The organism is Mycobacterium sp. IDUB_37, assembly GCF_055419245.1.
Window position 1 is genome coordinate 911,405 of the sequence record NZ_JBVAXG010000001.1, and the last position, 23,553, is coordinate 934,957.

A 23,553-nucleotide genomic window follows, 5' to 3' on the forward strand; every position below is an offset into this window, starting at 1 on the left:
TCACTTTCCGTCCAGCGAGAGCATGGAGTCTCGGGGGTCGAACGGGCATCCGCCTGTTTCGACGTGGGCGAGGTATTCGTCGCGGAAGTGCTGAATGGACGACATCACCGGGCTGGCAGCGCCATCGCCCAAGGCGCAGAACGACTTTCCGAGGATCGCGTCCGAGATGTCCAGCAGCTTGTCGAGGTCCTCGCGGGTGCCCTGGCCGGTTTCCAGTCGCGCGTAGATCTTGTCCAGCCAGAAGGTGCCCTCGCGGCACGGCGTGCATTTGCCGCAGGATTCGTGCATGTAGAACTGGGTCCAGCGGCGAACCGCACGCACCACGCAGGTGGTCTCGTCGAAGATCTCCAGAGCTTTGGTGCCCAGCATCGAACCGGCGGCACCCACGCCCTCGTAGTCCAACGGCACGTCGAGGTGCTCGTCGGTCAGCAACGGAGTGGAAGATCCACCGGGAGTCCAGAACTTCAGCCGGTGCCCGGCCCGGACACCGCCGGCGTATTCGAGCAATTCGCGCAGCGTGATCCCCAGTGGGGCCTCGTACTGGCCGGGCCGGGTGACATGCCCGGACAGCGAATACAGCGTGTAGCCAGGCGATTTCTCGCTGCCCATGAGACGGAACCAGTCCACGCCGTTGAAGATGATCGACGGGACGCTGGCGATCGTCTCCACGTTGTTGATCACCGTGGGGCAGCCGTACAGTCCGGCCACCGCGGGGAAGGGCGGCCGCAGCCTCGGCTGGCCGCGGCGGCCTTCCAGCGAGTCGAGCAGCGCGGTCTCCTCGCCACAGATGTAAGCGCCGGCCCCGGCGTGCACCACCAACTCCAGGTCGAAGCCGGAACCGCCGATGTCACGGCCCAGGTAACCGGCGGCGTACGCCTCGGCCACCGCGTTCTGCAACCGGCGCAGCACCGGTACCACTTCACCGCGCACGTAAATGAATGCGTGGCTGGCCCGGATCGCGTAGGAGGCGATGATGACGCCCTCGACGAGCACGTGCGGCGTGGCCAGCATCAACGGGATGTCTTTACAGGTGCCGGGTTCGGACTCGTCGGCGTTGACCACCAGGTAGTGCGGCTTCGCGGCGGCACCGGAGTCACCCTGCGGGATGAACGACCACTTGGTGCCGGTGGAGAAGCCCGCGCCGCCGCGGCCGCGCAACCCGGAGTCCTTGACCGTCTTGATCACGTCGTCGGGATTCATGGCCAGGGCCTTTTTGAGGCCCTGATAGCCGTCATTGCGTTCGTAAGTCGCGAGCGTCCAGGACTCCGGGTCGTCCCAATAGCGGCTGATGACCGGGGTCAGCGGGGTTGCCGGGGGACTGGTCATGACGCGGCCTCCGGAGCGCTTTTAGGAACGGAAGGTGCGTGCATGTCGTGCTCCCTGGCGACCTTCAGGCCGGCCAGCGTGGCCGCACCGGCGCCACCTTGGCCCTCGTCGGGGCGCTCATCGCGCAGGCCGGCCAGGATGCGAGAGGTCTCCCGGAACTTGCACAACGGCGCGCCGCGGGTGGGCGCCAACGGCTCACCGGAACGTAGCGAGTCGACCAGTCCGCGTGCCGATTCGATGGTCTGGTTGTCGTAGAACTCCCAGTTGACCATCACCACGGGCGCGAAATCGCAGGCGGCGTTGCATTCGATGTGCTGGAGGGTGATGGTTCCGGCCCCATCCTCGTCGGAGGTGGTCTCGTCATTGCCGATGCCGAGGTGCTCTTTGAGGTCGTCGAAAATGGCGTCGCCGCCCATCACCGCGCACAGCGTGTTGGTGCAGACACCGACGAAGTAGTCGCCGGTGGGACCGCGCCGGTACATGGTGTAGAAGCTGGCCACCGCCGAAACCTCGGCGCCGGTCAGGTCGAGTTGCTGCGCGCAGAACTCCATGCCGGCCGGAGTGATGTAGGAGTCCTCGCCCTGCACCAGGTGCAGCAGCGGCAGTAGCGCCGATCGCTTGCTCGGGTACTTGCCGACGATCTCCTTGGCCTCGACCTCGAGTCGCGCCTGCACCTCCGGCGAGTACGCCTCGGGCGCGCCGTCGACTACGAACTGGTTGGGCTCCGAGGGCGGCGGTCCCAGTTGGAGGAACACCCGCTCGCCGCTGCCGCCTGAATTAGCAACTGTCATCGGTCAACTCCACCCATAACGGGGTCGATGCTGGCGACCGCGGTGATCAGGTCGGCAACCATCCCGCCTTCGCACATTGCGGCCACCGACTGCAGGTTGGTGAACGAGGGATCCCGATAGTGGACGCGGTAGGGACGGGTGCCGCCGTCGCTGACCATGTGCACGCCGAGTTCGCCGCGCGGTGACTCGACCGCCGCGTAGACCTGTCCGGCCGGCACCCGGATGCCCTCGGTCACCAGTTTGAAGTGGTGGATCAGAGCCTCCATCGAGCTGCCCATGATCTTGGCGATGTGTTCCGGCGAATTGCCCATGCCGTCCGGGCCCACCGACAAGTCTGCGGGCCAAGCGATCTTGCGGTCCTCGACCATGGTCGGGCCGGGCTTCAGTTTGTCCAGGCACTGTTCGACGATCTTGAGCGACTCCCACATCTCCCTGACCCGAATGATGTAGCGCGCGTAGGAATCACAGGTGTCTTCGGTGATCACGTCGAATTCGTAGTTCTCGTATCCGCAGTACGGTTCGCTCTTGCGCAGATCGTGCGGCAGTCCGGTGGCACGCAGGATCGGTCCGGTGATGCCCAAAGCCATACAGCCGGTCAGATCCAGGTATCCGACATCCTCGGTGCGGGCCTTCCAGATTGCGTTCTCATTGAGCAGATTGCCCATGTCGCGCAGCGGTATTCGCAACTCCTTGACGGCAGCGGCGATGTCGTCGATCCCATTGGGCGGCAGATCCTGCGCCAGGCCGCCGGGCCGGATGTAGGCGCTGTTCATCCGCAGCCCGGTGATCTTCTCGAACAGGGTGAGGATGATTTCGCGGGCGCGGAAGCCGACGAACATCGGCGTCATGGCGCCCAGTTCCATGCCGCCGGTCGCCAGCGCAACCAGGTGCGAGGAGATCCGGTTGAGCTCCATCATCATCACCCGGATGACGTTGACCCGCTCCGGGATCTCGTCGGTGATGCCGAGCAGCTTCTCCACGCCCAGGCAGTACGCGGTCTCGTTGAAAAACGGTGCCAGGTAATCCATTCGGGTCACGAAGGTGACGCCCTGGGTCCAGTACCGGTATTCGAGGTTCTTCTCGATTCCGGTGTGCAGGTAGCCGATTCCGCAGCGGACCTCGGTGACGGTTTCGCCCTCGATCTCCAGGATCAGCCGCAGCACGCCGTGGGTGGACGGGTGCTGCGGTCCCATGTTGACGACGATTCGGTCGCCGGGATCAGCCTTGCGGGCCGCGTCGACGACCTTTTCCCAGTCCTGCCCGCCGGCTACGACGAGTGTTTCAGTGGGTGCGCTCATTTAGTTGTAACCTCTGCGCTCGTCGGGCGGAGGTATCTGCGCGCCCTTGTACTCGACCGGGATGCCACCCAGCGGGTAGTCCTTGCGTTGCGGATGCCCGTGCCAGTCGTCGGGCATTTCGATTCGGGTCAGTGCGGGATGGCCGTCGAAGATGATCCCGAAGAAGTCGTAGGTCTCGCGCTCGTGCCAGTCGTTGGTCGGATACACCGAGAACAGCGACGGAATGTGCGGATCACTGTCGGGCGCAGATACTTCCAGGCGCAGCCGGCGGTTGTGCGTGATCGACTTGAGCGGGTACACGGCGTGCAGTTCCCGGCCGGTCTCCTGCGGGTAGTGCACGCCGTTGACGCCCAGGCACAGTTCGAACCGCAATTCCGGCTCGTCGCGGACCCGCTGCGCGACCTGCGGCAGCAGATCCCGGCGTACGTGCAGGGTGAGTTCGTTGCGGTAGACCACGACTTTCTCGATCGCCTCGTTGAAGTCGATGCCTTCGGACTGCAGCGCTTCGGCGAGGTGGTCGACGACCTCGTCGAAGTAGAAGCCGTAGGGCCGGGGGCTCTCGCCGGGCAGTGCGACCTCGCGCACCAGCCGGCCGTAGCCGGAGGTGTCACCGCTGCCCCGCACGCCGAACATGCCGCGGCGGACGTTGATCACCTCACCACCGGCGGGCACCGTCGAACCCGGGGTGCCTGTGCCAGTCTGGGAAGCGCCCTGCGGGTCCTTGCCAGGCGAGCTCATCGCAGCAACCCGTGCATCTCGATCGTGGGCCGGGCCGCCAACGCCGCCTTCTCGGCCGCTTCGATGGCAGTCTCGCGGTTAACCCCCAACGGCATTTCCTGAATCTTTTCGTGCAGCTTGAGGATTGCGTGCAGCAGCATCTCGGGCCGCGGCGGGCAGCCGGGCAGGTAAATGTCCACCGGAACGAGGTGGTCCACCCCCTGCACGATCGCGTAGTTGTTGAACATGCCGCCGGACGAGGCGCAAACGCCCATCGCCAGAACCCATTTCGGCTCGGCCATCTGGTCATAGATCTGGCGCAGCACCGGCGCCATCTTCTGACTGACCCGTCCCGCGACGATCATCAGGTCGGCCTGCCGCGGCGTCGCAGAGAACCGTTCCATGCCGAATCGGGCGATATCGAACCTCGGCCCGGCCGTCGCCATCATCTCGATGGCGCAGCAGGCCAACCCGAACGTCGCCGGCCACAGTGAGTTCTTGCGGACGTAGCCCGCCACCTTCTCGACTGTCGACAGCAGGATTCCGCCGGGTAGCTGTTCTTCGATTCCCACGTCTACCTCAATCCCACGTCAGGCCCCCGCGGCGCCACACATACGCGTAGGCCACGAAAACCGTGAGCATGAATATGACCATCTCGACGAGCGCGAACGTTCCCAGGGATTCGAAGGCGACCGCCCATGGATAGAGGAACACAATTTCGATGTCGAAGACGATGAATAACATTGCGGTCAGGTAATACTTCACCGGGAACCGCTGGCCGCTGGGCGCATTCGGCCCGCTGAACCCGGTTTCGGTCGGTTCGATCCCGCATTCGTAGGCTTCCAGTTTCGACCTGTTGTACCGGCGGGGGCCGGTGATGCTGGCCAGGAAGACTGAGCCGATGGCAAAGGCCGCGCCAATGCCCCCCAGCACAACGATGGGTATGTAGACGTTCAAGTCGCTCCAAAATCCGTCGTGTGGCCGCGAGCGCAGCGGCCAGGGCGGTGACCGGGCGGCTAGCCCAAGGCGCCTGTGACGGACCGGGCTTGTGGGCCGTCCCAGTGACCTTCAACATAGTCGCGCGACGGCCGACGCACATGTCCGGGGTCAACCTCATAGACAACGCGGGGTCTGGGGCCCACCCATGCCGCGCAGCGGCGGCGGCAAACGGACAACCTGCGTAAGCAGACAGATGTCCAGTTGAGCGGGGGTGACCGATTTCACCGGAGCGCGGGACGTTCGGTGCGCTAGTTGTTACCCTTGAGGGGTCTAGATACAGGGTTTTGCGTGGTCGTGCAATTCTCGGACGGCCATTTGGGAGGGACGGGGTCTGTGAGCTTCTTTACGCTGCCGCCGGAAATCAATTCGTTGCGGATGTTCCTCGGCGCGGGGAGCGCGCCAATGTTGGAAGCCGCCGCTGCCTGGAATGGGTTAGCTGCGGAGTTGGGTACTGCCGCGCAGTCGTTTCAGTCGGTGATCTCGAACCTGGCCGGACAGGCCTGGCAGGGTCCGGCCTCGGCCGCGATGGCGGCTGCGGCGGCTCCGTACGCCGGCTGGCTGTCCGCGGCCGCGTCGCAGTCGCTCGGCGCCTCCAGCCAGGCGCAAGCGGTCGCCAGCGCGTTCGAGGCGGCTCGGGCGGCCACCATCCACCCGGGTGCGGTGGATCAAAACCGCAACGCGTTCGTGAATTTGGTGATGTCCAACCTGTTCGGCCAGAACGCGCCATTGATCGCGCTGGCGGAGAGCATCTACGAGGAGATGTGGGCCGCGGACGTCACCGCGATGGCGGGCTACTACTCCAACGCGGCGGCGGCAGCCGCGCAGGTGGTGCCGTGGCAGAGCGTGCTGCAGACCTTCCCGGCGCTGGCCGGCGGCATCGCCGGCGGTGTGAGTGCTGCTGCCCATGGTGGCGGCGCCGCAGGCTCCGGTGACGCCGCCGGGGGCGGCGCTGCTCCGGCAGTGGCCGGTCCCACCGGCGCAGCCGCTGCCGCGGGTGGCGGCGGGGGTAGCGCGGGCGGTGTCGCCAGCACCGATGCCGGGCTCGCACCGGCCAGTTACACCTCCGCCGGTGACCCTGGTGCCGCTTCGGGTGCTGCTTCCTACACCGGCGCCACAGCCGGAGCTACCGACGTCAGTGGCGCCACTGCCGCTGCCGCGAGCCCCGGCGTAGCGGGTGCCGGCCTCGGCAGCTTCGCCATGGCGCCCATGATGATGGCCGGTCTGGCTCGTGCTGGTCTGCTGAACGACGGCCCGGGTATGTCCGCTCCGCCAATGCCCAAGGCTGCGGAAGCGGAAGAGGAAGCCGCTGTGGAGGCCGAGGCCACCGAAGCCGAGGTCACGGAAGCCGCCGAGGTTCAGGAAGTCGTCCCAGCGATGGGCGTCTTGCAGGGTACGGCGGGCGAAGCCGCCGCCGCCGCTGCGGCTGGCGAGGCCAGGAAGGCCGCTCAGATCACTACCGCGTCCGGAATTCCGGCATCGGGACTGCGGGTTGTCGCATCCGCGGAGGCCGCGGAGTCCGAAGAGGCGGCGGAAGCCGAGGAGGCCGTGGCTACGCTGCGCCCGCGCATTGCGGCCGGGGAATTCCACCGCCAGCCAGCCCAGGAAGAAAGCCAGGAAGAAGAAGCCCCGCGGCTGCAGATCCAGGGCGGCTGAGCTTCTCGCCTCCGATAGGAGGCGCTACTAGCGCCTCTAATGCGTAGACGCGCGCAGCAGGCTGAGCGCTGTCCGGCCAAGCAGGATCGGGTCCAGCGGGTGCGGCACTGCCCCCTCAGCGCGTGACCAACTGGCCAGCCACGCGTCGTCCGGGCGTCCGGTCAGCACCAGGATCGGTGGGCACGTCGACAGTTCGTCCTTCAACTGCTTGGCGATACCCATGCCGCCGGTAGGCGTCGCTTCGCCGTCCAGAATGGCCAGGTCGATGCCGCCCGCGTCCATAATGCGGACCACCATCGGTCCGGTCGCCACCTCGACGTAGTTCAGCTCCGGCAGATCCGGGTGCAGCCGTTTACCCAAGGCCTGCATCACCTGTTCGCGGGTTTGGACGTTGTCGCTGTAAACGAGGATCTTCAGGGGGCTGCTCGAGTCGGGCACGGTGCAGATGTTAATTCACGCGGGTCCGGCTGACCGCACGAAGACGGCATCGGCCGACACGGCGACTGTGTCGGACATCACGCCGAGTTTGTTCCAGCCCAGGTCGAACCGGTTTCGGTCGAGCTTGCCGGTGCCGGAAATCCGGACCGACCCGTCGTCGAGTTCGATGATCGTCACCGTCAGCGGAGCCGCCTCGGTGACGCCTTTGATGGTGAAGTCGGCCTGCAGTTCGGCGGTCTTGCCGTCGGTGGGTTTCAGCGCGGTGACGACCACGGTGATCTCGCCGAATCGTTCGGCGTTGAAGAAGTCGGCGGACAGCAGATGCTCGTCGCGTTTGCCGATGCCGGTGTCCAACGACGCGACCGCGATGTTGATACGGCCCGATACCGTGCTCTTGTAGCTGAGCCTGCCGTCGCCGCTGAACTCGGTGAACTTGCCCTTGACGGGCATCAGGCCCCACATGTTCTTGATCTTGAAGCCGATGGAGGAGCGATCGGGCACGAGCGCCCACGTCCCGACGGTGTCGGGATCGGAGAGCAGGGTTTCCAGCGTCGTCATCGTTCGCCTCTCATTGACCTCTAGGGGAGTCTTCCCATTGGTGCTACTTGTCGAGTAGGGGCGCGAGTCCAGCCGGGTCGAAGTACTCATCGATCCGGCTGATCAGACCTTCTGTGTCCAACTTGATCACGATGCAAACCCGCAGCGCGATGGACTGGCCTGCGTGGCCGCCGGCGTGCAGTACGTGCTGCTGGACGAAACCGCGGTCAGACCCGTTCTCGAACAGCTGTCGGTCGAGGACCACGTAGCGACGCTGGGCAGTGATCCTGATGAACCAGTTTATTACCCGCAGCGCCCGGGCTTTGTCGTCATCGCCGTCGGCGCCCACCCGCCACACCGCGATGTCCTCGCTCCACATCGCAGCCACGGCTGCCTTGTCGCCGTTCTCGATGGCGGCGAACAACCGGTCGGCTGCCTCGACGATGTCCTCAGTGGTGGTGCTGGGCATTGCTGATGCTCCTAATCGTTCTCGTATCCGGGATGGGCGGCTGCCAACCGGTGGCGGACCAGGGCGCGCAGACAGGCGACCACTTCTGCATCGGTTGCGTCTAGTTCTCCCGTCCTGATGGCTGCGGCAAGGGCCGCTTCGTCGGGGTAGCCGACGGTCGCGAGCGCGCCGCGCACGTCGGACCCGGCTGGATTCTGCAGCTCGCGCTCGACCATCCGCAGGGCGTTCGCGGCGACCCGGGAGTGGAAGTTGACCTGGCCGGTGGTGGCGTTGCGGACGTCGTTTTCCAGAAATTCGGCGACGGCGGCCACCAATTCGGCCGCAGTCGGCCGGCCGTGTCCGTCTGTCATGGCCGAGCCCCGTCCAGCAGATCGAGCAGGTCCCACTCGTTCTCGCACACCCGGCGTCCGATCGTCGCCAACTCCACCGAGCGGGTCTGGCCGCTCAAGTGCCGTTCCGCCTGATACCGGCAGATGACGCCCCAGCGCAACGTGGCCAGCACCTGCCACCAGTGAAACGCCACCCGATCGACGGTAGTCGCGCTGGCTTCCTCGTAGGCGTCCAGGAAACTCTCGATGCTGCCCAGGCCGCCGGCCCCTTGGCTGGCCGGCGCACCGAACCGCCAGGCCCGCACGCAGAACCAAGCCAGGTCTTCATACGCCGCGCCGACGTGCACCAGCTCCCAGTCCAAGACCGCGGCCAGGTCGGAGCCGTCCACGATGAGGTTGCCCATCCGGTAATCGCCGTGCACCAGCACCGTGGGCGACGGTTCCGGTTGGTGTGCAGTCAGCCAACGGAATGCCCATTCGAAGGTTGCTGTGGTGTCGCCCATGCCGTCAAGTCGCTCGCGCCACTCGCCGATCGGGTCTTCCCGGGTCAGGCCGGCGTCACTGGCATCAGCGCGATGTACGGCGGCGATGGCCTGCGCGCACTGGCGCAGCAGACGCTCGCGGCCCGGCTCATCAAGTTGACGCTGGATGCGCCGGACGATGGTTTCGCCCTTGATCTCGTCGCAGATCAGAAATGGATTGCCCAGGGCCGCAACCGAATCGTCCGCGACCAGCACGTGTGGCACCGGTGCCCCGGCGGCCCGTGCGGCGGCCTGCACCCGGGCTTCGAGTTCCATCCCGGCGTGCACGTCGTCCGGTGGGCCGGTGCGCAGGATCAGCGACCTACGGTCGGCCTCGGTGACAGCCTCGAACGACCACGTCGTCCGACTGGCTCCGCCGGTCAGCGCGCGCAGATTGTCGATGGCAACCGGCGTGCCCAGCACCTCCCGTAATAACGACTGCAAGTCGTCGGCGAGCGTCACTTTTTGCCGAACTTGAACAGCCGCTGGGCAACTCGGCGAATCTGAATCTCCTCGGCGCCCTCGGTGATGCGGTAGCGACGGTGGTGGCGGTAGATGTGTTCGAGTTGCTCGTGTCGGCTGTATCCGATGCCGCCGAGCACCTGCATGGCCCGGTCAGCCGCATCACAGACCAGGCGGTTGGCGCGGTAGTTGGCCATTGAAACCTTGTCCGACACCTCCATGTGATGGTTGCGGTCGAGATGGGATGCCGCGTAATAGACGAGTAGGCGCACCATCTGGGCCTCGGTCTGCAACTCGACCAGTGGCCATTGCACGGCCTGATTGACCGCCAGCGGCTTGCCGAACACGATGCGCTCCCCGGCGTACGACACGGCCCGGTCGATGCAGTATTGCGCGGCACCCAGACTGCTGGCCGCCTGGCGAATCCTGTTCTCGTGCAGGAAGGTCTGGCCGACTTCGAGGCCGCGGTCGATCTCGCCGAGCACCGCGTCGGCGGGGACGCGGACGTCTTTGAGCTCGACCTCGCCGTGGTCGGTCGGCATGTTGAATGTCCACCAGTAGTACGGCACGGAGAATCCCGGGGAGTCGGTCGGCACCAGGAATGCCGAGATGCCCCGCGCCTGTCCGGGCTCGCCGGAGGTACGGGCGAACACCAGGTCGTGGGTGGCGCGGTGTACCCCGGTGTTGAACCGCTTGGCGCCGTTGATAACCCAATCGTCGCCATCTTGCACGGCGGTGGTCTCCAACCAGGTGGCGTCGGAGCCGTGGTCGGGTTCGGTCAGCCCGAACGCCATCGACCGCTCGCCGGTGATCAGCGCTTCAGTCCAATCCTTCTTCTGCTCGTCGGTGCCGAACCGGTCCATCATGATGACCTGCGGGAAATTTCCGACGATCGAAGACTCGTCCTGCAGGTCGTTGTGCAGGCCAAGTCCCTTGTGCGCCAAATGTTCCCGGATGACCGCCATGTCGATGTTGGTTCCGTCGCGACCGCCGAACGCAGCCGGCAGACCGTAGCGCAGCCAGCCGGCTTTGTCGGCGCGCCTGCGCATCTCGCCGAGCAGGTCCTCCCATTCCCGACGGGGGATACCGTCGTTGTCCCAGTCGGTGCGGGCGTTCTCCCGGCGGTGGTCGAAGTACTGGATGTGTTCTCGTTCGAGTGGCTTGATCTCGGTTTCGATGAACTCGTCCATCTCGGCGAGCAGACCCGGAAGGTGTTCGGGCAAGCTGAAATCCACGTTGATCACTCCTTATCAAGCGCCGTACAATTATCCGTCTTGGTAGCCGGGGCGGGCGATCAGCAGACGTTGTTCGACGACCGCTCGCAGGCACGAGGTGACGTCCTCGGCGCGGTGGTCGAGAGCGCCGCTGCGAATAGCGGCGCTCAGTTCCGCCTCGTCGGCAAAGCCGAGGCCGGCAAGACCGTTGCGTGCGCCCGTGTCAACGGCTGATTCGTCGCGCAGTTCGCGCTCGACCATGCGTAACAGGTCGGCCGCCGAGGCGATCTGGTCTCGGGTGTAGCGGTCGGTGCTGACCGCAGGCAAGATGTGAGCTTCGATGAACTCCGCGACCAGCGCGACCATCTGGCCCGCCGTCGGCCCTGCCTGTCCAACGCTCATCGGCGCCTCCCCTCGTCGAGCAGGTCGAGCAGGTCCCACTCCACTTCGCAGATGCGACGGCCGATCTGCGCCGAACGTATCGACGGGTCCGTCGCTGTCGACCAGCCGTGACTCATGCGGGTGACGCCCCTCAACAGGGTGGCCAGCACCCGCCACCAGTGAAACGCCGACCGGTCGAGGGTGGTGCCGGCGGCTTCTTCGTAGGCGGACAGGAATCTTTCGATGCTGCCCAGACCGCCGGCCCCCAGGTTGGGCGGCGCGTCATGTCGCCATTCCCGGAAGCAAAACCACGCCAAGTCTTCAAAAGGCTCCCCGACGTGCAACCACTCCCAGTCGAGTACGGCTGTCAGGTCGGTTCCGTCGACGATGAAGTTGCCCACCTTAAAGTCGCCATGCAGCAGCACCGCGGGCGATGGCGGTGGTTGGTGGCGGACCAACCAGCGGAAGGCCCACTCGAAGCTGGCGGGGACGCCTTCCAGTCGATCGAGTCCCAGGCGGCACATCTTGAGTCGGTCCTGGCGACTTTTCTCGGGGTCGCGCACGTCGATTCGGTGGATGGCGGCCAACGCCCGCGCGCACTGTCGCAACAGTGCGGCTCGGCCCGCTCGTGGATCGGCAGCGTCGAGTTGACTGAGGACTTCGGCGTAATCCGAGGCACCCCTGGCCATCTCGGTGATCAGGAAAGGATGGCCAAGTGCTGCAGCGGAATCGTCGGCAGCCACGACGCGCGCTACAGGTACGCCGAGCGCTGCGGCAGCCATCTGGGCCTGGGCTTGGACGCGCGGGCTGGCGCGCAGCGCGCTCGCCGGCCCGACCAGCAGATTCAGGACCAGTGTTCGGCGTCCCTGGGGGGTGACGGCATCAAACGCGAAGACGACGCGGTTCACGCTGGCCGTCAACGACCGCGAGTTCTCGATTGCGACCTTGGCTATGTCGACGCTCAGCGCTGCCGCCAAGACCGCTCGCAGCCGTTCGGGCAGCTGCTCAAGCGTGTTCACCGACGCCTCACGTGCATCCGGTGCGCGGTCACGGCGCACACCCGAATTCGAAGCGGTCGAAGCACCGCATGGTATCGGCCTCCTTGCACGGTCAGCCGCCGTACAGCGTCTTCTTCCAGATTGTCGATAGCGTAGCGACGGCGTCGGAGTCGCTGATCGCCAGTCCCAATGACGACGGGCCGACGAACACGGTGGTGAAGTTCTCGAAGAGCAGTGCGATCGCCGCAGCAGTATGTTCCGGGTTGAGTTCGGTGCCGTGGCCTTGCTCCTGGGCGCGGCGGACCGAGGCGGCCACGATGTCCATGCCGAAGCGCCGAAACTCGTTCTGCACAGCGGCGAAACGCGGCTGGGTGGCCGCCAGCTGGGATACCGCGATCATGATGCCGATGTTCTGCTTGAACATGTTCCAGTAGCCGGTGACGACGGCATTGAAGAATGCGTCGTCGTCGGGGGAGTCGGGCAGGTGCAGGCTCAACCCCGACGGTGTGACGACGTCGTGCAGAAACGACTCGGCCAGCGCGGCGAGCAGATCTTCCTTATCGGTGAAGTACCGGTAGAACACTGCCGACGACTTGCCCGCGGCGGAGGTGATATCGGCCAACGTGGTGCCGTGAAAGCCCCTCTCGGCAAACAGTTTTCGCGCGGCCTGTTCGATGGCCAGACGAGTCTGTTGGCCTTTTGCGCTGAGCACTAGCGACTTCTCGGGTGGCATTACTGTCGGATCCGGTCTCCGGCACGCAGTAGAGCGCTCGGTAAGTCATGGCCCACAGCCAATTTCGCGACCCGCGCCGCCGCGATGGCGGCCTGCAGGTCCACGTCGACGTCATAGCCGCTGTCGGTCAGCAGATAGACCAGGTCTTCGGTAGCGATGTTGCCGGTGGCGCCCGGCGCGAATGGGCAACCACCCAGGCCGCCTACCGAAGCGTCCAGGCGGGTCACACCGGCCGCTACCGCCGCATAGGCGCTGGCCAATCCCGCGCCGCGGGTGTTGTGGAAGTGGCCGCCCAGCGGGAGATCCCCGATCACCGGACGCAGTTGTGCGATAAGGGAACTCACTCGCCCCGGGGTTGCGGTGCCGATGGTGTCGGCGATCGAGAATCGGTCGGCGCCCTGGTCCCGGGCTGATGCCGCGATGTCGAGTACCTGCTGCGGCGGGGTGGGGCCTTCGAACGGCGAATCCCATGCAGTGGCGACGATTACCTCGACGGTTACATCAGCATCGTGGGCGATGGCGACGATCTCACCGATCTGCTCGGTGGCCTCGGTGCTGGTGCGCCCCACGTTCTTCTGGCTGAAGGTGTCGTCAGCGGCCACCACGTACTCGATCGACCGGAACCCCGCCGCGATCGCGCGCTTGGCCCCGTTCGGGCTGGCCACCAGCGCGGAGAAGTCGATGCCGGGAAAGTTGTGCAGTTCGGCCGCGAGTTCGGCGGCGTCGGCCATCGAGGGCACCTTCGACGGCGATACGAACGCGGTGGCCTCAACCTCGCGGACCCCGGTGGCCGCGACCGCGGCCAGCAGTTCCAGCTTGGCGGACAACGGAATCGGCTTCTCGATCTGCAGGCCGTCGCGCAATGCCACTTCGCGAATGCTTATGTGCGGCATCAGATCACCTCCTGAGCACGAGACTCGGCAACCTCATCGTGGGTCTTGCCCAGCAGTCCGACGTAGACGTCGTCGTTGTGCTGTCCCGCGTAGGCGGGACCGGCACTGCGGACGCCGCCCGGTGACTCCGACAGCACCGGCACCACCCCCGGGCCCAGCACGTCGCGCCCGATCCGTTCGTCGTAGTGCGGGACCAGCATGCCGCGGGCCTGCAGTTGCGGGTCGTTGACCACCTCGGCCACGGTGTTGATCGGGCCGGAGATCACCCCCGCCGCGGACAGTGTCTCGATGATGTCGCCGGGCTGGCGCTGCGCGGCCCAGGCGCCGATGATCTCGTCGAGCTCGTCCTGGTTTCGGCCGCGGGCGCCATGCGTGGCGAACCGGTCGTCGGTGACCAGTTCCGCGCGCCCCATCGCCTTGCACAGCCGGGCGAATACGGTGTCCTGGTTGGCGGCGATCACCACCCAGGAGCCGTCCGCGCTGCGATAGATGTTGGACGGCGCGATGCCCTCCAACCGGGTGCCGGACGGCCCGCGTACCACGCCGCCGACGTCGTAATCGGGGATGGTGGATTCCTGCACGGCCAAACATGATTCGGTCAGTGCGACGTCGACCACCTGACCCTGTCCGGTGACGCTGCGGCGGTATAGCGCGGCGAGTGCGCCCTGGGCGCCGAACATGCCGGCCAGGGTGTCGCCCAGCGACAGCGCGAGCCGGGGTGGCGGGCCGCCGGGGAAGCCGTTGAGGTGACGCAACCCGCTGGCTGCCTCGGCCACCGAGGCGTAGCCGGCCTTATGGGCGTCGGGGCCCGTCTGCCCGTAGCCCGACACCCGAACCAGGATGATGCCGGAGTTGCGTGCGCTGAGCACGTCGTAGCCCAGGTCCCACTTCTCCAGGGTGCCCGGACGGAAGTTCTCCACCACGATGTCGGATTTCTCGACGAGTTCGAGAAACAGATCCCGGCCGCCGGGCTTGCGCAGATCGAGTGTGATGGCCCGCTTGTTGCGGGCGTGCACGGTCCAGAAGACGCGATGGCCGTCGACCTCGGCCTGACCCCAGGTCCGTAGTGGGTCCGGGGCACCGGGTGGTTCCACCTTGATGACGTCGGCGCCCATGTCGCCGAGCAACCTGCCGACGAACGGTCCGGCGATCAGCGTGCCGAGTTCGAGTACCCGAATGCCGTCCAGTGGGCCGGTTGCGTTCACACGGCGTCCGCGAAGTCGTGCCGGATCAGCCAGTCGGTGGCGATGTCGACGGCCTGCCGTAGCTTGTCGCGCTGGTCAGGTCCTGCGTAATAGTGTGTGGCGCCGGGGATTTCGTACATCTCCTTATCGGGGTGCCCGATCGCCTCGAAGAGCCGTCGGGTGTGACTGGGCGTGCACGCGTCGTCGCCCAGGTTACCGATCACCAGAGCGGGAACCGCCACGTCCTTCCCGCACGCTACGCCGTCGCCGCGGGCGTCGTCATAGCTCCACTGCGACAGCCAGCCGCGCAATGTCGAGAACCGCGCCAGCCCAACCGGACTCATGTTCACCACCTGCGGGTCACCCAGGTAGCAGGTGCCCGGCGTGCGTTCGTTGGGGTCGACGGTGGGGTCCAGCCAGCGCGGGTCGGCCATGGTGCCGTGCACCACGAAGCCGAACTCGTCCAGCGGCCGGCCGGCGGCCTTGAGTTCGGCCAACTTCCCTTTGACCCACGCGGTGATGCGTCGGTTGCGATCGATCTGTGCCTGCCGGTAGCGGGCCAGGAACTCCTCGGTGTACGGCGGCTGATTGGGATTGTCCGGGTTGTACAGGTCCAGTTCGGGATCGCGCTTGCTGGGATCGGATTCGTCGAGGATGGACGCGTCCAGCCATTCGGTCAGCGTGCCGTGTCGGCTGATGTGCGCGGCCAGCAGCATGATGCCGTCGGCGGCGGGCAGATCGAGTTTCGTCAGGTCGGGGCCATCGCCCGTCGGGCTGGAGGTGATCGTCGCGTGCTGGGCCTGCTGCTGGTAGAACACCGACAGCGAACCGCCGCCGCTCCACCCGGCCAGCACCACCTTCGAGTAGCCCAGCCGGTTCTTGGCGTCCTTGATACATTCGCCCAGATCTTCGACCACCTTCTCCATCTGCAGTGCCGAGTCGGTGCCACGAAATCGACTGTTGCAGTAGATGACATGGTTGCCCGCCCGGGCCAGCGCATTGATCATCGGCAGGTAGGCGCCGCCGCCGATCGGGTGCATGAACACCAGCACGGTGTCCGACGGCCGGTCTTTCGGCTGCAGCAGATAGCTTTCCAGTACGGTGATCTCCGCCAGCCCGCCGTACACGTCGCGGACACCCGAATTATTCTGAAACGCAACGAGGTAGGGGATTCGCTCGTACTGGTACTTCACGGCTTGTGTCATCAGTGTTGTCCTAGGTCGTTGGCGAGCACTTCGGGTGACGGGGTCAGACGGCGGCGGGTATCGATGGCGATGACCTGCCAGTCCACCCGCGTGTAGTCGTCGAACTTGCGGCGCGCGCGTTCGCGCGCCTTCTCGGGCGCGCCGTGGTGAACCCCTTGTGGCGCATGGGAGATGAGGCCCGGCGGCATCGGAATTCCATAGAGCGAGCCGCCGTGGAAGAACGCGATCTCGTCGTAGTCGACGTTGCGGTGATACCAGGGTGTGCGTTCGGTGCCGGCCACGCCTTCGGCCGGCTTGGGCAGGAAGTTCATCACGTACACGCCGGTCGCCTGCATGAACAGGTGCACCGTCGGGGGCAGGTGCATGCTGTCGGAGGTGACCACGTTGTAGTCGGCGATGTTGAAGGTGAAGGCGAAGTTGTCCCCGCGCCAGCCTTCGACGTCGATCGGATTGTGTTGGTAATAGAGGGTGGTTGGTCCGCCTTCATGTATCAGGCGAATCTCGTACTCCTCGCGGCCATCGTCATCAAGCGCTTCTGGCTCTGGAATCACGGCCTGCGAGGGATCGAAGGGAAAGTGCCGGCCCAACGAACCCGGCGGCGGCGCCCGGAACTCGTCGGTAGCCTCGATCATCAGCAAAGTGGTTTCACTAGAGGGTATTTGGCGCCAGGTGCATGCCTTCGGGATGTAGACCCAGTCGCCGGGGCGGTAGCGCAACGGTCCGAACTCGGTTTCCAGTTGACCGGCGCCGTCGTGGACGAAGCAGAGCAGGTCGCCGTCGATGTGGCGGGTGTAGAACGGCATCTCCTCGTGCCGGCGGCTGAGCAGCACCCGGCAGTCGGCGTTGCTGAACATCAGCAGCGGGCCGCCGTTAGCGTCGGTGGCGTCGCTGGGCTTGAGTTGATCGGCCAGCACGTCGACCGGACGCAGTGGGCCGACCGCGCGGAACGCGGTGGGGTCGTGGCGGCGGTAGATGTTGGCGGTGCGCCCGGTGAAACCGCCGCGGCCCAACTCGTCGTCCTTGAGGCCGTCGAGATCGGCGTGTACGCGCCGCGGCGTCTTGCCTTTGCGCAAGTGGATGAAGGATTCCATGACTTGTCTCCGGTGGTTTGCGCTACAAAACTAAAAGTGACGTTACTTTTTCTTTTGCGGGTACGCAAGGTTGAAATGGCACCGCGGCCCTCAGGCTCCGGCCGGCAGCCTGGTCCGGCGCGGCCGTGTCGCCGCCATGAGCAGGCACGACGGCATCGCCTCGAGGTTTCGGTGATCGCGGGCACGGTAACGGGTCGGCGTTTCGCCGACGATTTCAGTGAAGCGTGCACTGAACGAACCGAGTGACGTGGCGCCGACAGCGATGCAGGTGTCGGTCACCGATTGCCCCTGTCGCAGCAGAACCTTGGCGCGCTCGATGCGCCGCGTCATCAGATATGCGTACGGCGTTTCCCCGTATGCGGCCCGGAACTTACGGGAGAAGTGCGCGGGCGACATGAGCGCCGCCCGCGCTATGGCCGGAACATCAAGGGGCTGTGCGTAATTGCGGTCTATGTGGTCACGCGCCCGACGCAGATGCGCCAGGTTGGCTATCGCCTCCGGCGTCATGTTGACGACGGTACTCCCAGCGTCAGGCCTGCGCGATGCGGACCAGGTTGCCCGACGGGTCCCGGAAAGCGCAGTCGCGTGCTCCCCAAGGTTGCGATACCGGCTCCTGTAGCACCTCGGCCCCGGTGGCCCGGACCTGCTCGAACGTGGCATCCAGGTCGTCGGTGCGGAAGATCGCAGCTTGCAGCGAGCCCTGCGTCACGAGCGAAAGCAGTGCGTCACCCTCGACTTCCGAGCGCCCGCCGTGCGGTTGCGACAGCACGATGTCGACGTCCTGGCCCGGCGCGCGGAGGGTGACCCAGCGGAAGCCGTCAGAAGCGACGTCGTTGCGCACTTCGAGACCCAGTGCGTCGCGGTAGAAGCCCAGCGCAGCGTCGGGGTCGTGGACCGAGATGAACATCGTGGCGAGGGTGACTGTCATGGGGACCACCGTAGGAGCAGCCCGACTCCGTGCGCTTCTCCATTCCTGCTCGGTTGCCGGCGTTTTCAGCGGATGCGCAAAACCACCTTGCCTTCGGCGCTGCGGTTCTCCAGCGATGCCACCGCGGCTGCGGCCTCTTCGAGGGGGAAGACGTCCGGCTCCGGCGGCGCCAGCTTGCCCGACGTGAACAGCTCCTCGAGCGCGGCCCACTGCTCATCGAGCGCGCCGGGGTGCCGGCCGGCCCAGGCGCCCCAGCCCACCCCGACCACGTCAATGTTGTTGAGCAGCAGGCGGTTGACCTTTACGGTCGGAATCTCGCCGCCGGTGAAGCCGATGACCAGCAGCCGGCCCGCCGGCGCCAGGGAGCGCAACGAATCGGTGAAGCGGTCACCGCCGACTGGATCCACCACGATGTCGACGCCGCGTCCGTTGGTCAACTCCTTGACCGCGTCCTTGAAGCCGTCGGCCAGCACCACATCGGTAGCGCCGGCCGCCGTGGCGATCCGGCCCTTTGCCTCGGAGCTGACGACGGCGATGACGCGCGAGGCACCCAACGCCGGTGCCAGCCGCAGCGCCGAGGTGCCGATGCCGCCGGCCGCGCCGTGTACCAGCACTGTCTCGCCGGCCTTCAGCCGACCGCGCACGGCCAGCGAGAAGTACACCGTCAGATCGTTGAACAACACGCCCGCGCCGGCCTCGAAGCTGACGTTGTCCGGCAGCTTGAATACCCGGTCGGGCGCGAGCACCGCGACCTCGGCCATGGCGCCGGTCAGCATGGTCAGGCCAAGGACCCGGTCGCCGGCACTGACGTGGGCGCCATCCGGCGCCGATCGGACCACCCCGGCGATCTCGGCGCCGAGCACGAACGGCGGGTCCGGCCGGTACTGATACAGGCCACGGGTGAGCAGAGCGTCGGGGAATGCCACCCCGGCGGCGTGCACGTCGACCACCACGCCGTCGCCGGTGGGTTCGTCGACGTCGACCACCTCGATCGCATCGGGACCGTCCAGCCGAGTCACCCGTGCTGCGCGCATGCCACCTCCATGTTCCAAGCCGAACCCCGTCCAACTCAATCTAGAACCCATCCCAAAATCCAATAACAGCGGCGCTACTGTCGACTGATGGACCCATTTCCACTTGGTCACTATTCGGTTTCCCGGGTTGGCTTCGGGGCAATGCAACTTCCTGGTCCCGGTGTGATGGGGCCGCCGCGTGACCACGACGCGGCGCTGGCGGTGCTGCGGCGGGCGGTCGAACTCGGCGTCAATCACATCGATACCGCCCAGTTCTACGGGCCGAACGTCGCCAACGAATTGATCCGGGAGGCGCTGCATCCCTACCCGGACGACTTGGCCCTGGTGAGCAAGGTGGGTGGGCGCCGCGACGAGGCCGGAGCCTGGTTGCCGGTCGTCGAACCCGCCGACCTGCGTCGTGACCTCGAAGCTAATCTGAGCACGCTCGGAGTCGACCAGCTGGCCGCGGTCAACCTTCGGCTGATGGAGAGCGAAGAGTCCGAACGGAAGTTCGACGACCAGCTTTCGGTCCTCATCCAAGCTCGTGACGAGGGCCTGATCGGCGGCATCGGTCTCAGCGAGGTGAGCAGGGAACACCTGCTGCGGGCCTTGCAGCGCACCGAGATCGTCTGTGTACAAAACTCTTTCAACCTGGTGCACCGACCGGCGGCCGCGCTCTTGGATGAGTGCACGGCACGCGGAATTGCCTTCGTGCCCTTCTTTCCGCTCGGATCGGCCTTCGCCGGGGCCAACAATCCGGTGTTGAGCAACAAGATAATTCAGCGTGCAGCCGAACAACTGAATCGCACCCCGGCCCAGATCGCACTGGCGTGGACGTTGAGCGTGGCGCCCAATGTGCTTCTCATTGCGGGCACTTCGTCGGTGCAGCACCTGGAGGAGAATCTCGCGGTCACCGACATCGAGCTTGACGACGACACGCGCGCGCAACTCAACGCCGTCGCCGGCTAGTGATCCGTCCGGCAACCGAGGCCGACGCTACGGCGTGCGTCGAGATCTACCGCCCTTATGTGCTGGATACCGCGATCACCTTCGAGACCGAAGTGCCGACCGTCGAGACGATGGCGGACCGTATCAACGCAGCCCGCGCCGAGCGTGAATGGCTTGTGCTCGAAGATGATTCAGCGGTGATCGGCTATGCCTATGCGAGCCAACTCAATCCGCGCGCCGCGTACCGATGGTCGGTGGAGACAACCGTCTACCTGGCGCAGGACCGGGTCGGCTCGGGCAGCGGCCGCGCGCTGTATACCGAACTGCTGAAGCGGCTCGCCGAACGTGGCTTCCGGCGCGCCTTCGCCGGCATCACGCAACCGAACGAGGCCAGCAACGGCTTGCATGGGGCCTTTGGCTTTAGGCAGGTCGGTCTCTATCAGCGGGTCGGCTGGAAGCTCGGTGCATGGCACGACGTCGCGTGGTGGCAACTCGATTTGCTTGCGGCCGAAGACGAGGCCGACCCGCCGCCCGAGATCAGTGCTTGACCGCCGCAAGTCGAGGGAACAGCGACAGCGCATTGCCGTGGTCGATCGCTACCCGAGTGTCTTCGTCAAACCCGGGATAGTTTTCCAGACCACCGGCGAACAGCTTGGCCACCTCAATGGGCGCGAAAGGAAAGTCGGAGCCGAAAGTGATGTGGCCAGGTTTGGCGAATGCCAGCAGGCTGGGCAGTGCCGCCGGGCTCGACGACAATGCGGTGTCGAAATAGAAGCTGGCGAATTCGTCGAGCACTTCGAAGGGGTCGCGTCCGGTGTCCGCGGTGACGCCCATCGCCAATCGGTAGGCGGCGTAGGGCACGAATCCGCCGGCGTGACTGAGGATGAACTTGATGTTCGGGTAGCGTTGCCGTATTCCGTTGTGCACCAAAAGGTATGCCGCGCGGGTGGTGTCGAGCGGGAAGTCGGTGACGAATGGGGCAATCCCCGGCACCGTCGGCCCGGGCAGCTCAGCCGGATGGATGAACACGACGGCCGACCGTTCGTCGAGAGCGGCGAACAGTTCTTCTTGGCCGTCTTCACCGAGGTAGACCCCGGCGTGGTTGGCGAGCAGCACGACCCCGTCAGCGTGCAAATCGTCAAGGGCACGCACCGTTTCCGTCGCGCTTTGCGCGACGTGCGGCATCGCCACGGTGGCAAAGAATCCGAATCTATCGGGGTGGGCGGCGACGACGTCCGCGGCGTAGTCGTTGAGGTCCCGGGCCAGCGCGGCGGCGTCGGCACCAGTGGAAGCGAAGGTCGTCGCCGGGGCGGATACGGACAGAATGGCCGTTGCGATATCCAGTTCTGCCATCGTCTGCAGGGAGGCCTCGGGACTCCAATCCGGCAGGGCCCGTCCGCCCGCGTCGCCGATTCCGGCTTCCCGCAGCAACTTTGCGTAGGCGGGCGGGATCATGTGGTGGTGGGTGTCGATGCGCGGCATGGAGCGCTCCTTGAAACTTGATTCGTAGCGATTACTACGGTAATGTAATGATCGTTACAGAGTCAATGGCCCGCTGCGAGGAGTGTGATGGCCGACGAGACAGGGGCGCCAAAGCGAAAGCGCCGAGCCGACGGGGAACTGTCGCGCACTCGAATCTTGGACGCGGCCGGCGAGATTGCGGCCGAACGCGGCTATGAAGGCACCAGCATCGGGTTGGTCAGCAAGAAGTGTGGGCTGCCCGCCAGCTCGATCTATTGGCATTTCAAGGACAAAGACGATCTGATCGCCGCGGTCATCGAGCGCAGTTTCGGCGCTTGGGAGTCGGCGTGGGATATCCCAGAATCCGGCACCACCGAGGAGCGATTCCTGGGACTTGCCACCCAGATCGCCAAGGCGCTCGCGGATTCACCGGACTTCATCCGGCTCGGCCTGATGCTGGCACTCGAGCGCAGGCCCGTCGAAGCGCGCGCCCGGACGATGTTCATTCAGGTTCGCACCACGGCGTTCGCGCGGGTCAAGGAGAACTTCCGGGAATTCGTTCCCGAGCTCACCGAGGCGGACGTCCACCAGTTGGCGACCTACGCCATGGCCGGCGCGGACGGCCTATTCATCGCCAAGGAAATCGGCGGTGACGCAGTCGATCTCGTCGCTCTATTCGAACTTCACGCTCGGGCTATCTACGACACCGCACAGCGACTTATAGCGGGCAAGCCGACCGCTACTTGAGTTCGGCGGACGACAAACCCAGCAGACGGCGGGCGACCACCAACTGCTGAATCTGCTGGGTGCCTTCGAAGATGTCCAGGATCTTGGAGTCCCGGCTCCACTTCTCCAGCAGTGTCTGCTCGGAATAGCCTGTGGTACCGGCCAATTCGACCGTCTTCAGGGTGACGTCGGTGGCCATCCGGCCCGCCTTGGCCTTGCTCATCGAGGCTTCTTTGGAGTTCGGGATCTTGTTGTCGGCCTGCCACGCCGCACGCAGTGAGAGCAGGTAGCTGGCCTCCCAGTCCGACTCCATGCGCAAGAACTCAGCCGCAGCGGCACTTTGGGTGTGTGCGGGCCGGTCGTAGTCGATCTCCACCCCGGCATCGGCGAGAATCCTGCGGATCTCTTCCAAGGCAGCGCGAGCGACGCCCACGGCCATCGCGGCGACGATAGGCCGGGTGTTGTCGAAGGTCTCCATCACGCCGGAAAAACCTTTGCCGACTTCGATTTCCGGATTACCCAGCAGGTTTTCCTTCGGGATGCGGGCATTCTGAAAACGGATCGCTGCAGTGTCCGAACCTTTGATGCCCAGCTTGTGCTCGAGCCGTTCGACGGTGACACCGGGATGTTCACGCGGCACGACGAACGACTTGATGGCCGCCCGCCCCTTGGTCTTGTCCACCGTTGCCCAGACCACGATGTGAGTGGCCCGCGAACCCGCGGTGACATAGATCTTCTCGCCGTTGATCACGTATTCGTCGCCATCCAATTTGGCGGTGGTAGAAACCGCGGCCGAGTCGGAGCCGAATCCCGGTTCGGTGATGGCCATTGCAGCCCACACCTTGCCGAAGCGTTCCAGTTGCTCGTCGGTGGCGACAGCGGAGATTGCTGCATTGCCCAAGCCCTGATAGGGGATGGACAGCATCATGGCCAGGTCACCCCAGCTGGCCTCGAGGGTCTGCACCAGCGCCGCCATGTTGGCGCCGTTGTGGTTGTCCTCTGTCTTGTCGCTGCCGCGCAATTCACCGGCGCCGGCGAAGCTGTACGCATCGGACGCGCCCTCGAAAAGATTGATCAGCGTGTCGAGTTCGACGGGGTAGGCGTGTTCTTTGAGGTCGTACTTGCGTGCGATGGGCCGCACCAACTCTGCGACGCCCTGGTGGGTCTTGGTGATTACCGCTTGCAGCTTGCCCGGTAATTCGAGATTGATTGCCATGATTGATCTTTCGCTTCGGAAG

Annotated in this window: 28 protein-coding genes; 4 read left to right on the forward strand and 24 right to left on the reverse strand. The window is 65.5% G+C overall.

Translation table 11 applies throughout. From position 1 onward, the window contains the following. The 6 genes from nuoF to ACZY1I_RS04160 are packed head-to-tail and all read right to left on the reverse strand — an operon-like array spanning position 1 to position 5,089. Positions 1–1,326: an NADH-quinone oxidoreductase subunit NuoF gene (gene nuoF / locus ACZY1I_RS04135; protein ID WP_463752980.1), complete on the reverse strand. Its 1,326-nt coding sequence runs from the start codon at positions 1,324–1,326 to the stop codon at positions 1–3. After that, positions 1,323–2,117: an NADH-quinone oxidoreductase subunit NuoE gene (gene nuoE / locus ACZY1I_RS04140; RefSeq protein ID WP_463752981.1), complete on the reverse strand. Its 795-nt coding sequence runs from the start codon at positions 2,115–2,117 to the stop codon at positions 1,323–1,325. The genes nuoF and nuoE overlap by 4 nt, the downstream gene beginning before the upstream one ends. After that, a complete protein-coding gene (nuoD, locus tag ACZY1I_RS04145; RefSeq protein ID WP_463752982.1) occupies positions 2,114–3,415 on the reverse strand; it encodes an NADH dehydrogenase (quinone) subunit D in 1,302 nt (433 codons plus the stop codon). The genes nuoE and nuoD overlap by 4 nt, the downstream gene beginning before the upstream one ends. Next, complete coding sequence (locus tag ACZY1I_RS04150; RefSeq protein ID WP_463752983.1) at positions 3,416–4,153, reverse strand: NADH-quinone oxidoreductase subunit C; 738 nt, start codon at positions 4,151–4,153, stop codon at positions 3,416–3,418. It lies immediately after the preceding gene. After that, positions 4,150–4,704 (reverse strand): NuoB/complex I 20 kDa subunit family protein, encoded by a 555-nt coding sequence (locus ACZY1I_RS04155; protein WP_463752984.1) that lies wholly within the window; start codon positions 4,702–4,704, stop codon positions 4,150–4,152. The genes ACZY1I_RS04150 and ACZY1I_RS04155 overlap by 4 nt, the downstream gene beginning before the upstream one ends. Before the next feature lie 7 nt (positions 4,705–4,711). Next, positions 4,712–5,089, reverse strand: coding sequence for an NADH-quinone oxidoreductase subunit A (locus tag ACZY1I_RS04160; RefSeq protein ID WP_463752985.1), 378 nt, complete (start codon positions 5,087–5,089; stop codon positions 4,712–4,714). Between the two features lie 375 nt (positions 5,090–5,464). Between ACZY1I_RS04160 and ACZY1I_RS04165 the strand changes: the two genes are divergently transcribed. Further along, the gene (locus ACZY1I_RS04165) at positions 5,465–6,784 is read left to right on the forward strand and encodes a PPE family protein (protein ID WP_463752986.1); all 1,320 of its coding nucleotides are present in this window, start codon (positions 5,465–5,467) and stop codon (positions 6,782–6,784) included. A 36-nt stretch (positions 6,785–6,820) separates the two neighbouring features. Here the strand turns inward: ACZY1I_RS04165 and ACZY1I_RS04170 are convergent, their stop codons facing one another. The 16 genes from ACZY1I_RS04170 to ACZY1I_RS04245 form a co-directional block, all read right to left on the reverse strand. Then, the gene (locus ACZY1I_RS04170) at positions 6,821–7,222 is read right to left on the reverse strand and encodes an Rv3143 family two-component system response regulator (protein ID WP_463752987.1); all 402 of its coding nucleotides are present in this window, start codon (positions 7,220–7,222) and stop codon (positions 6,821–6,823) included. Positions 7,223–7,237: 15 nt separating this feature from the next. Then, positions 7,238–7,780, reverse strand: a complete 543-nt coding sequence (locus tag ACZY1I_RS04175) for a YceI family protein (RefSeq protein WP_463752988.1) — start codon at positions 7,778–7,780, stop codon at positions 7,238–7,240. Positions 7,781–7,823: 43 nt separating this feature from the next. Beyond that, a complete protein-coding gene (locus tag ACZY1I_RS04180; RefSeq protein ID WP_463752989.1) occupies positions 7,824–8,228 on the reverse strand; it encodes a nuclear transport factor 2 family protein in 405 nt (134 codons plus the stop codon). Positions 8,229–8,239: 11 nt separating this feature from the next. After that, complete coding sequence (locus ACZY1I_RS04185) at positions 8,240–8,578, reverse strand: DUF6285 domain-containing protein (protein WP_463752990.1); 339 nt, start codon at positions 8,576–8,578, stop codon at positions 8,240–8,242. Continuing rightward, complete coding sequence (locus ACZY1I_RS04190) at positions 8,575–9,540, reverse strand: phosphotransferase family protein (RefSeq protein WP_463752991.1); 966 nt, start codon at positions 9,538–9,540, stop codon at positions 8,575–8,577. The genes ACZY1I_RS04185 and ACZY1I_RS04190 overlap by 4 nt, the downstream gene beginning before the upstream one ends. Continuing rightward, a complete protein-coding gene (locus ACZY1I_RS04195) occupies positions 9,537–10,775 on the reverse strand; it encodes an acyl-CoA dehydrogenase family protein (protein WP_463752992.1) in 1,239 nt (412 codons plus the stop codon). The genes ACZY1I_RS04190 and ACZY1I_RS04195 overlap by 4 nt, the downstream gene beginning before the upstream one ends. A 30-nt stretch (positions 10,776–10,805) precedes the next feature. Continuing rightward, the gene (locus ACZY1I_RS04200) at positions 10,806–11,156 is read right to left on the reverse strand and encodes a DUF6285 domain-containing protein (RefSeq protein WP_463752993.1); all 351 of its coding nucleotides are present in this window, start codon (positions 11,154–11,156) and stop codon (positions 10,806–10,808) included. Beyond that, on the reverse strand, positions 11,153–12,193 hold the full coding sequence (locus ACZY1I_RS04205) for a phosphotransferase family protein (protein WP_463752994.1): 1,041 nt from the start codon (positions 12,191–12,193) through the stop codon (positions 11,153–11,155). Before ACZY1I_RS04205 ends, ACZY1I_RS04200 begins: the two co-directional genes overlap by 4 nt. 52 nt (positions 12,194–12,245) lie before the next feature. Then, positions 12,246–12,866, reverse strand: a complete 621-nt coding sequence (locus ACZY1I_RS04210) for a TetR/AcrR family transcriptional regulator (protein ID WP_463752995.1) — start codon at positions 12,864–12,866, stop codon at positions 12,246–12,248. Further along, on the reverse strand, positions 12,866–13,759 hold the full coding sequence (locus ACZY1I_RS04215; RefSeq protein ID WP_463752996.1) for a hydroxymethylglutaryl-CoA lyase: 894 nt from the start codon (positions 13,757–13,759) through the stop codon (positions 12,866–12,868). Before ACZY1I_RS04215 ends, ACZY1I_RS04210 begins: the two co-directional genes overlap by 1 nt. Continuing rightward, positions 13,759–14,964 (reverse strand): CaiB/BaiF CoA transferase family protein, encoded by a 1,206-nt coding sequence (locus tag ACZY1I_RS04220; protein WP_463752997.1) that lies wholly within the window; start codon positions 14,962–14,964, stop codon positions 13,759–13,761. Before ACZY1I_RS04220 ends, ACZY1I_RS04215 begins: the two co-directional genes overlap by 1 nt. Then, positions 14,961–16,148, reverse strand: a complete 1,188-nt coding sequence (locus ACZY1I_RS04225; RefSeq protein ID WP_463752998.1) for an alpha/beta hydrolase family protein — start codon at positions 16,146–16,148, stop codon at positions 14,961–14,963. Before ACZY1I_RS04225 ends, ACZY1I_RS04220 begins: the two co-directional genes overlap by 4 nt. Beyond that, positions 16,148–17,239: a homogentisate 1,2-dioxygenase gene (locus tag ACZY1I_RS04230; RefSeq protein ID WP_463752999.1), complete on the reverse strand. Its 1,092-nt coding sequence runs from the start codon at positions 17,237–17,239 to the stop codon at positions 16,148–16,150. Before ACZY1I_RS04230 ends, ACZY1I_RS04225 begins: the two co-directional genes overlap by 1 nt. 90 nt (positions 17,240–17,329) lie before the next feature. After that, complete coding sequence (locus tag ACZY1I_RS04235) at positions 17,330–17,746, reverse strand: helix-turn-helix domain-containing protein (protein WP_463753000.1); 417 nt, start codon at positions 17,744–17,746, stop codon at positions 17,330–17,332. Between the two features lie 22 nt (positions 17,747–17,768). Then, positions 17,769–18,167, reverse strand: coding sequence for a VOC family protein (locus tag ACZY1I_RS04240; RefSeq protein WP_463753001.1), 399 nt, complete (start codon positions 18,165–18,167; stop codon positions 17,769–17,771). A 65-nt stretch (positions 18,168–18,232) separates the two neighbouring features. Then, positions 18,233–19,201, reverse strand: a complete 969-nt coding sequence (locus tag ACZY1I_RS04245) for an NADPH:quinone oxidoreductase family protein (RefSeq protein WP_463753002.1) — start codon at positions 19,199–19,201, stop codon at positions 18,233–18,235. A gap of 87 nt (positions 19,202–19,288) precedes the next feature. Between ACZY1I_RS04245 and ACZY1I_RS04250 the strand changes: the two genes are divergently transcribed. Together ACZY1I_RS04250 and ACZY1I_RS04255 are read left to right on the forward strand one after the other, a co-directional pair. Then, positions 19,289–20,149 (forward strand): oxidoreductase, encoded by an 861-nt coding sequence (locus tag ACZY1I_RS04250; protein ID WP_463753003.1) that lies wholly within the window; start codon positions 19,289–19,291, stop codon positions 20,147–20,149. Then, on the forward strand, positions 20,149–20,676 hold the full coding sequence (locus ACZY1I_RS04255; RefSeq protein WP_463753004.1) for an arsinothricin resistance N-acetyltransferase ArsN1 family B: 528 nt from the start codon (positions 20,149–20,151) through the stop codon (positions 20,674–20,676). The genes ACZY1I_RS04250 and ACZY1I_RS04255 overlap by 1 nt, the downstream gene beginning before the upstream one ends. On the opposite strand, the gene ACZY1I_RS04260 is transcribed toward ACZY1I_RS04255, so the two are convergent. Beyond that, on the reverse strand, positions 20,666–21,610 hold the full coding sequence (locus ACZY1I_RS04260) for an amidohydrolase family protein (RefSeq protein ID WP_463753005.1): 945 nt from the start codon (positions 21,608–21,610) through the stop codon (positions 20,666–20,668). The genes ACZY1I_RS04255 and ACZY1I_RS04260 overlap by 11 nt on opposite strands. A gap of 87 nt (positions 21,611–21,697) precedes the next feature. Between ACZY1I_RS04260 and ACZY1I_RS04265 the strand changes: the two genes are divergently transcribed. Then, complete coding sequence (locus tag ACZY1I_RS04265; RefSeq protein WP_463753006.1) at positions 21,698–22,336, forward strand: TetR/AcrR family transcriptional regulator; 639 nt, start codon at positions 21,698–21,700, stop codon at positions 22,334–22,336. Here ACZY1I_RS04265 and ACZY1I_RS04270 read toward each other — a convergent pair. Then, positions 22,329–23,531, reverse strand: a complete 1,203-nt coding sequence (locus ACZY1I_RS04270; protein WP_463753007.1) for an acyl-CoA dehydrogenase family protein — start codon at positions 23,529–23,531, stop codon at positions 22,329–22,331. The two genes, ACZY1I_RS04265 and ACZY1I_RS04270, sit on opposite strands and share 8 nt — an antisense overlap. Between the last annotated feature and the right edge of the window lie 22 nt (positions 23,532–23,553).

What these genes read in the sequence shown, in the direction of transcription:
- ACZY1I_RS04265 (WP_463753006.1), top strand. Translation starts at nt 21,698, where the DNA reads ATGGCCGACGAGACAGGGGCGCCAAAGCGAAAGCGCCGAGCCGACGGG.
- ACZY1I_RS04240 (WP_463753001.1), bottom strand. Translation starts at nt 18,167, where the DNA reads ATGACAGTCACCCTCGCCACGATGTTCATCTCGGTCCACGACCCCGAC.
- ACZY1I_RS04200 (WP_463752993.1), bottom strand. Translation starts at nt 11,156, where the DNA reads ATGAGCGTTGGACAGGCAGGGCCGACGGCGGGCCAGATGGTCGCGCTG.
- ACZY1I_RS04245 (WP_463753002.1), bottom strand. Translation starts at nt 19,201, where the DNA reads ATGCGCGCAGCACGGGTGACTCGGCTGGACGGTCCCGATGCGATCGAG.
- ACZY1I_RS04230 (WP_463752999.1), bottom strand. Translation starts at nt 17,239, where the DNA reads ATGGAATCCTTCATCCACTTGCGCAAAGGCAAGACGCCGCGGCGCGTA.
- ACZY1I_RS04260 (WP_463753005.1), bottom strand. Translation starts at nt 21,610, where the DNA reads ATGCCGCGCATCGACACCCACCACCACATGATCCCGCCCGCCTACGCA.
- nuoD (WP_463752982.1), bottom strand. Translation starts at nt 3,415, where the DNA reads ATGAGCGCACCCACTGAAACACTCGTCGTAGCCGGCGGGCAGGACTGG.
- ACZY1I_RS04270 (WP_463753007.1), bottom strand. Translation starts at nt 23,531, where the DNA reads ATGGCAATCAATCTCGAATTACCGGGCAAGCTGCAAGCGGTAATCACC.
- ACZY1I_RS04185 (WP_463752990.1), bottom strand. Translation starts at nt 8,578, where the DNA reads ATGACAGACGGACACGGCCGGCCGACTGCGGCCGAATTGGTGGCCGCC.
- ACZY1I_RS04150 (WP_463752983.1), bottom strand. Translation starts at nt 4,153, where the DNA reads ATGAGCTCGCCTGGCAAGGACCCGCAGGGCGCTTCCCAGACTGGCACA.
- nuoE (WP_463752981.1), bottom strand. Translation starts at nt 2,117, where the DNA reads ATGACAGTTGCTAATTCAGGCGGCAGCGGCGAGCGGGTGTTCCTCCAA.
- ACZY1I_RS04250 (WP_463753003.1), top strand. Translation starts at nt 19,289, where the DNA reads ATGGACCCATTTCCACTTGGTCACTATTCGGTTTCCCGGGTTGGCTTC.
- ACZY1I_RS04175 (WP_463752988.1), bottom strand. Translation starts at nt 7,780, where the DNA reads ATGACGACGCTGGAAACCCTGCTCTCCGATCCCGACACCGTCGGGACG.
- ACZY1I_RS04215 (WP_463752996.1), bottom strand. Translation starts at nt 13,759, where the DNA reads ATGCCGCACATAAGCATTCGCGAAGTGGCATTGCGCGACGGCCTGCAG.
- ACZY1I_RS04225 (WP_463752998.1), bottom strand. Translation starts at nt 16,148, where the DNA reads ATGACACAAGCCGTGAAGTACCAGTACGAGCGAATCCCCTACCTCGTT.
- ACZY1I_RS04235 (WP_463753000.1), bottom strand. Translation starts at nt 17,746, where the DNA reads ATGACGCCGGAGGCGATAGCCAACCTGGCGCATCTGCGTCGGGCGCGT.
- ACZY1I_RS04210 (WP_463752995.1), bottom strand. Translation starts at nt 12,866, where the DNA reads ATGCCACCCGAGAAGTCGCTAGTGCTCAGCGCAAAAGGCCAACAGACT.
- nuoF (WP_463752980.1), bottom strand. Translation starts at nt 1,326, where the DNA reads ATGACCAGTCCCCCGGCAACCCCGCTGACCCCGGTCATCAGCCGCTAT.
- ACZY1I_RS04180 (WP_463752989.1), bottom strand. Translation starts at nt 8,228, where the DNA reads ATGCCCAGCACCACCACTGAGGACATCGTCGAGGCAGCCGACCGGTTG.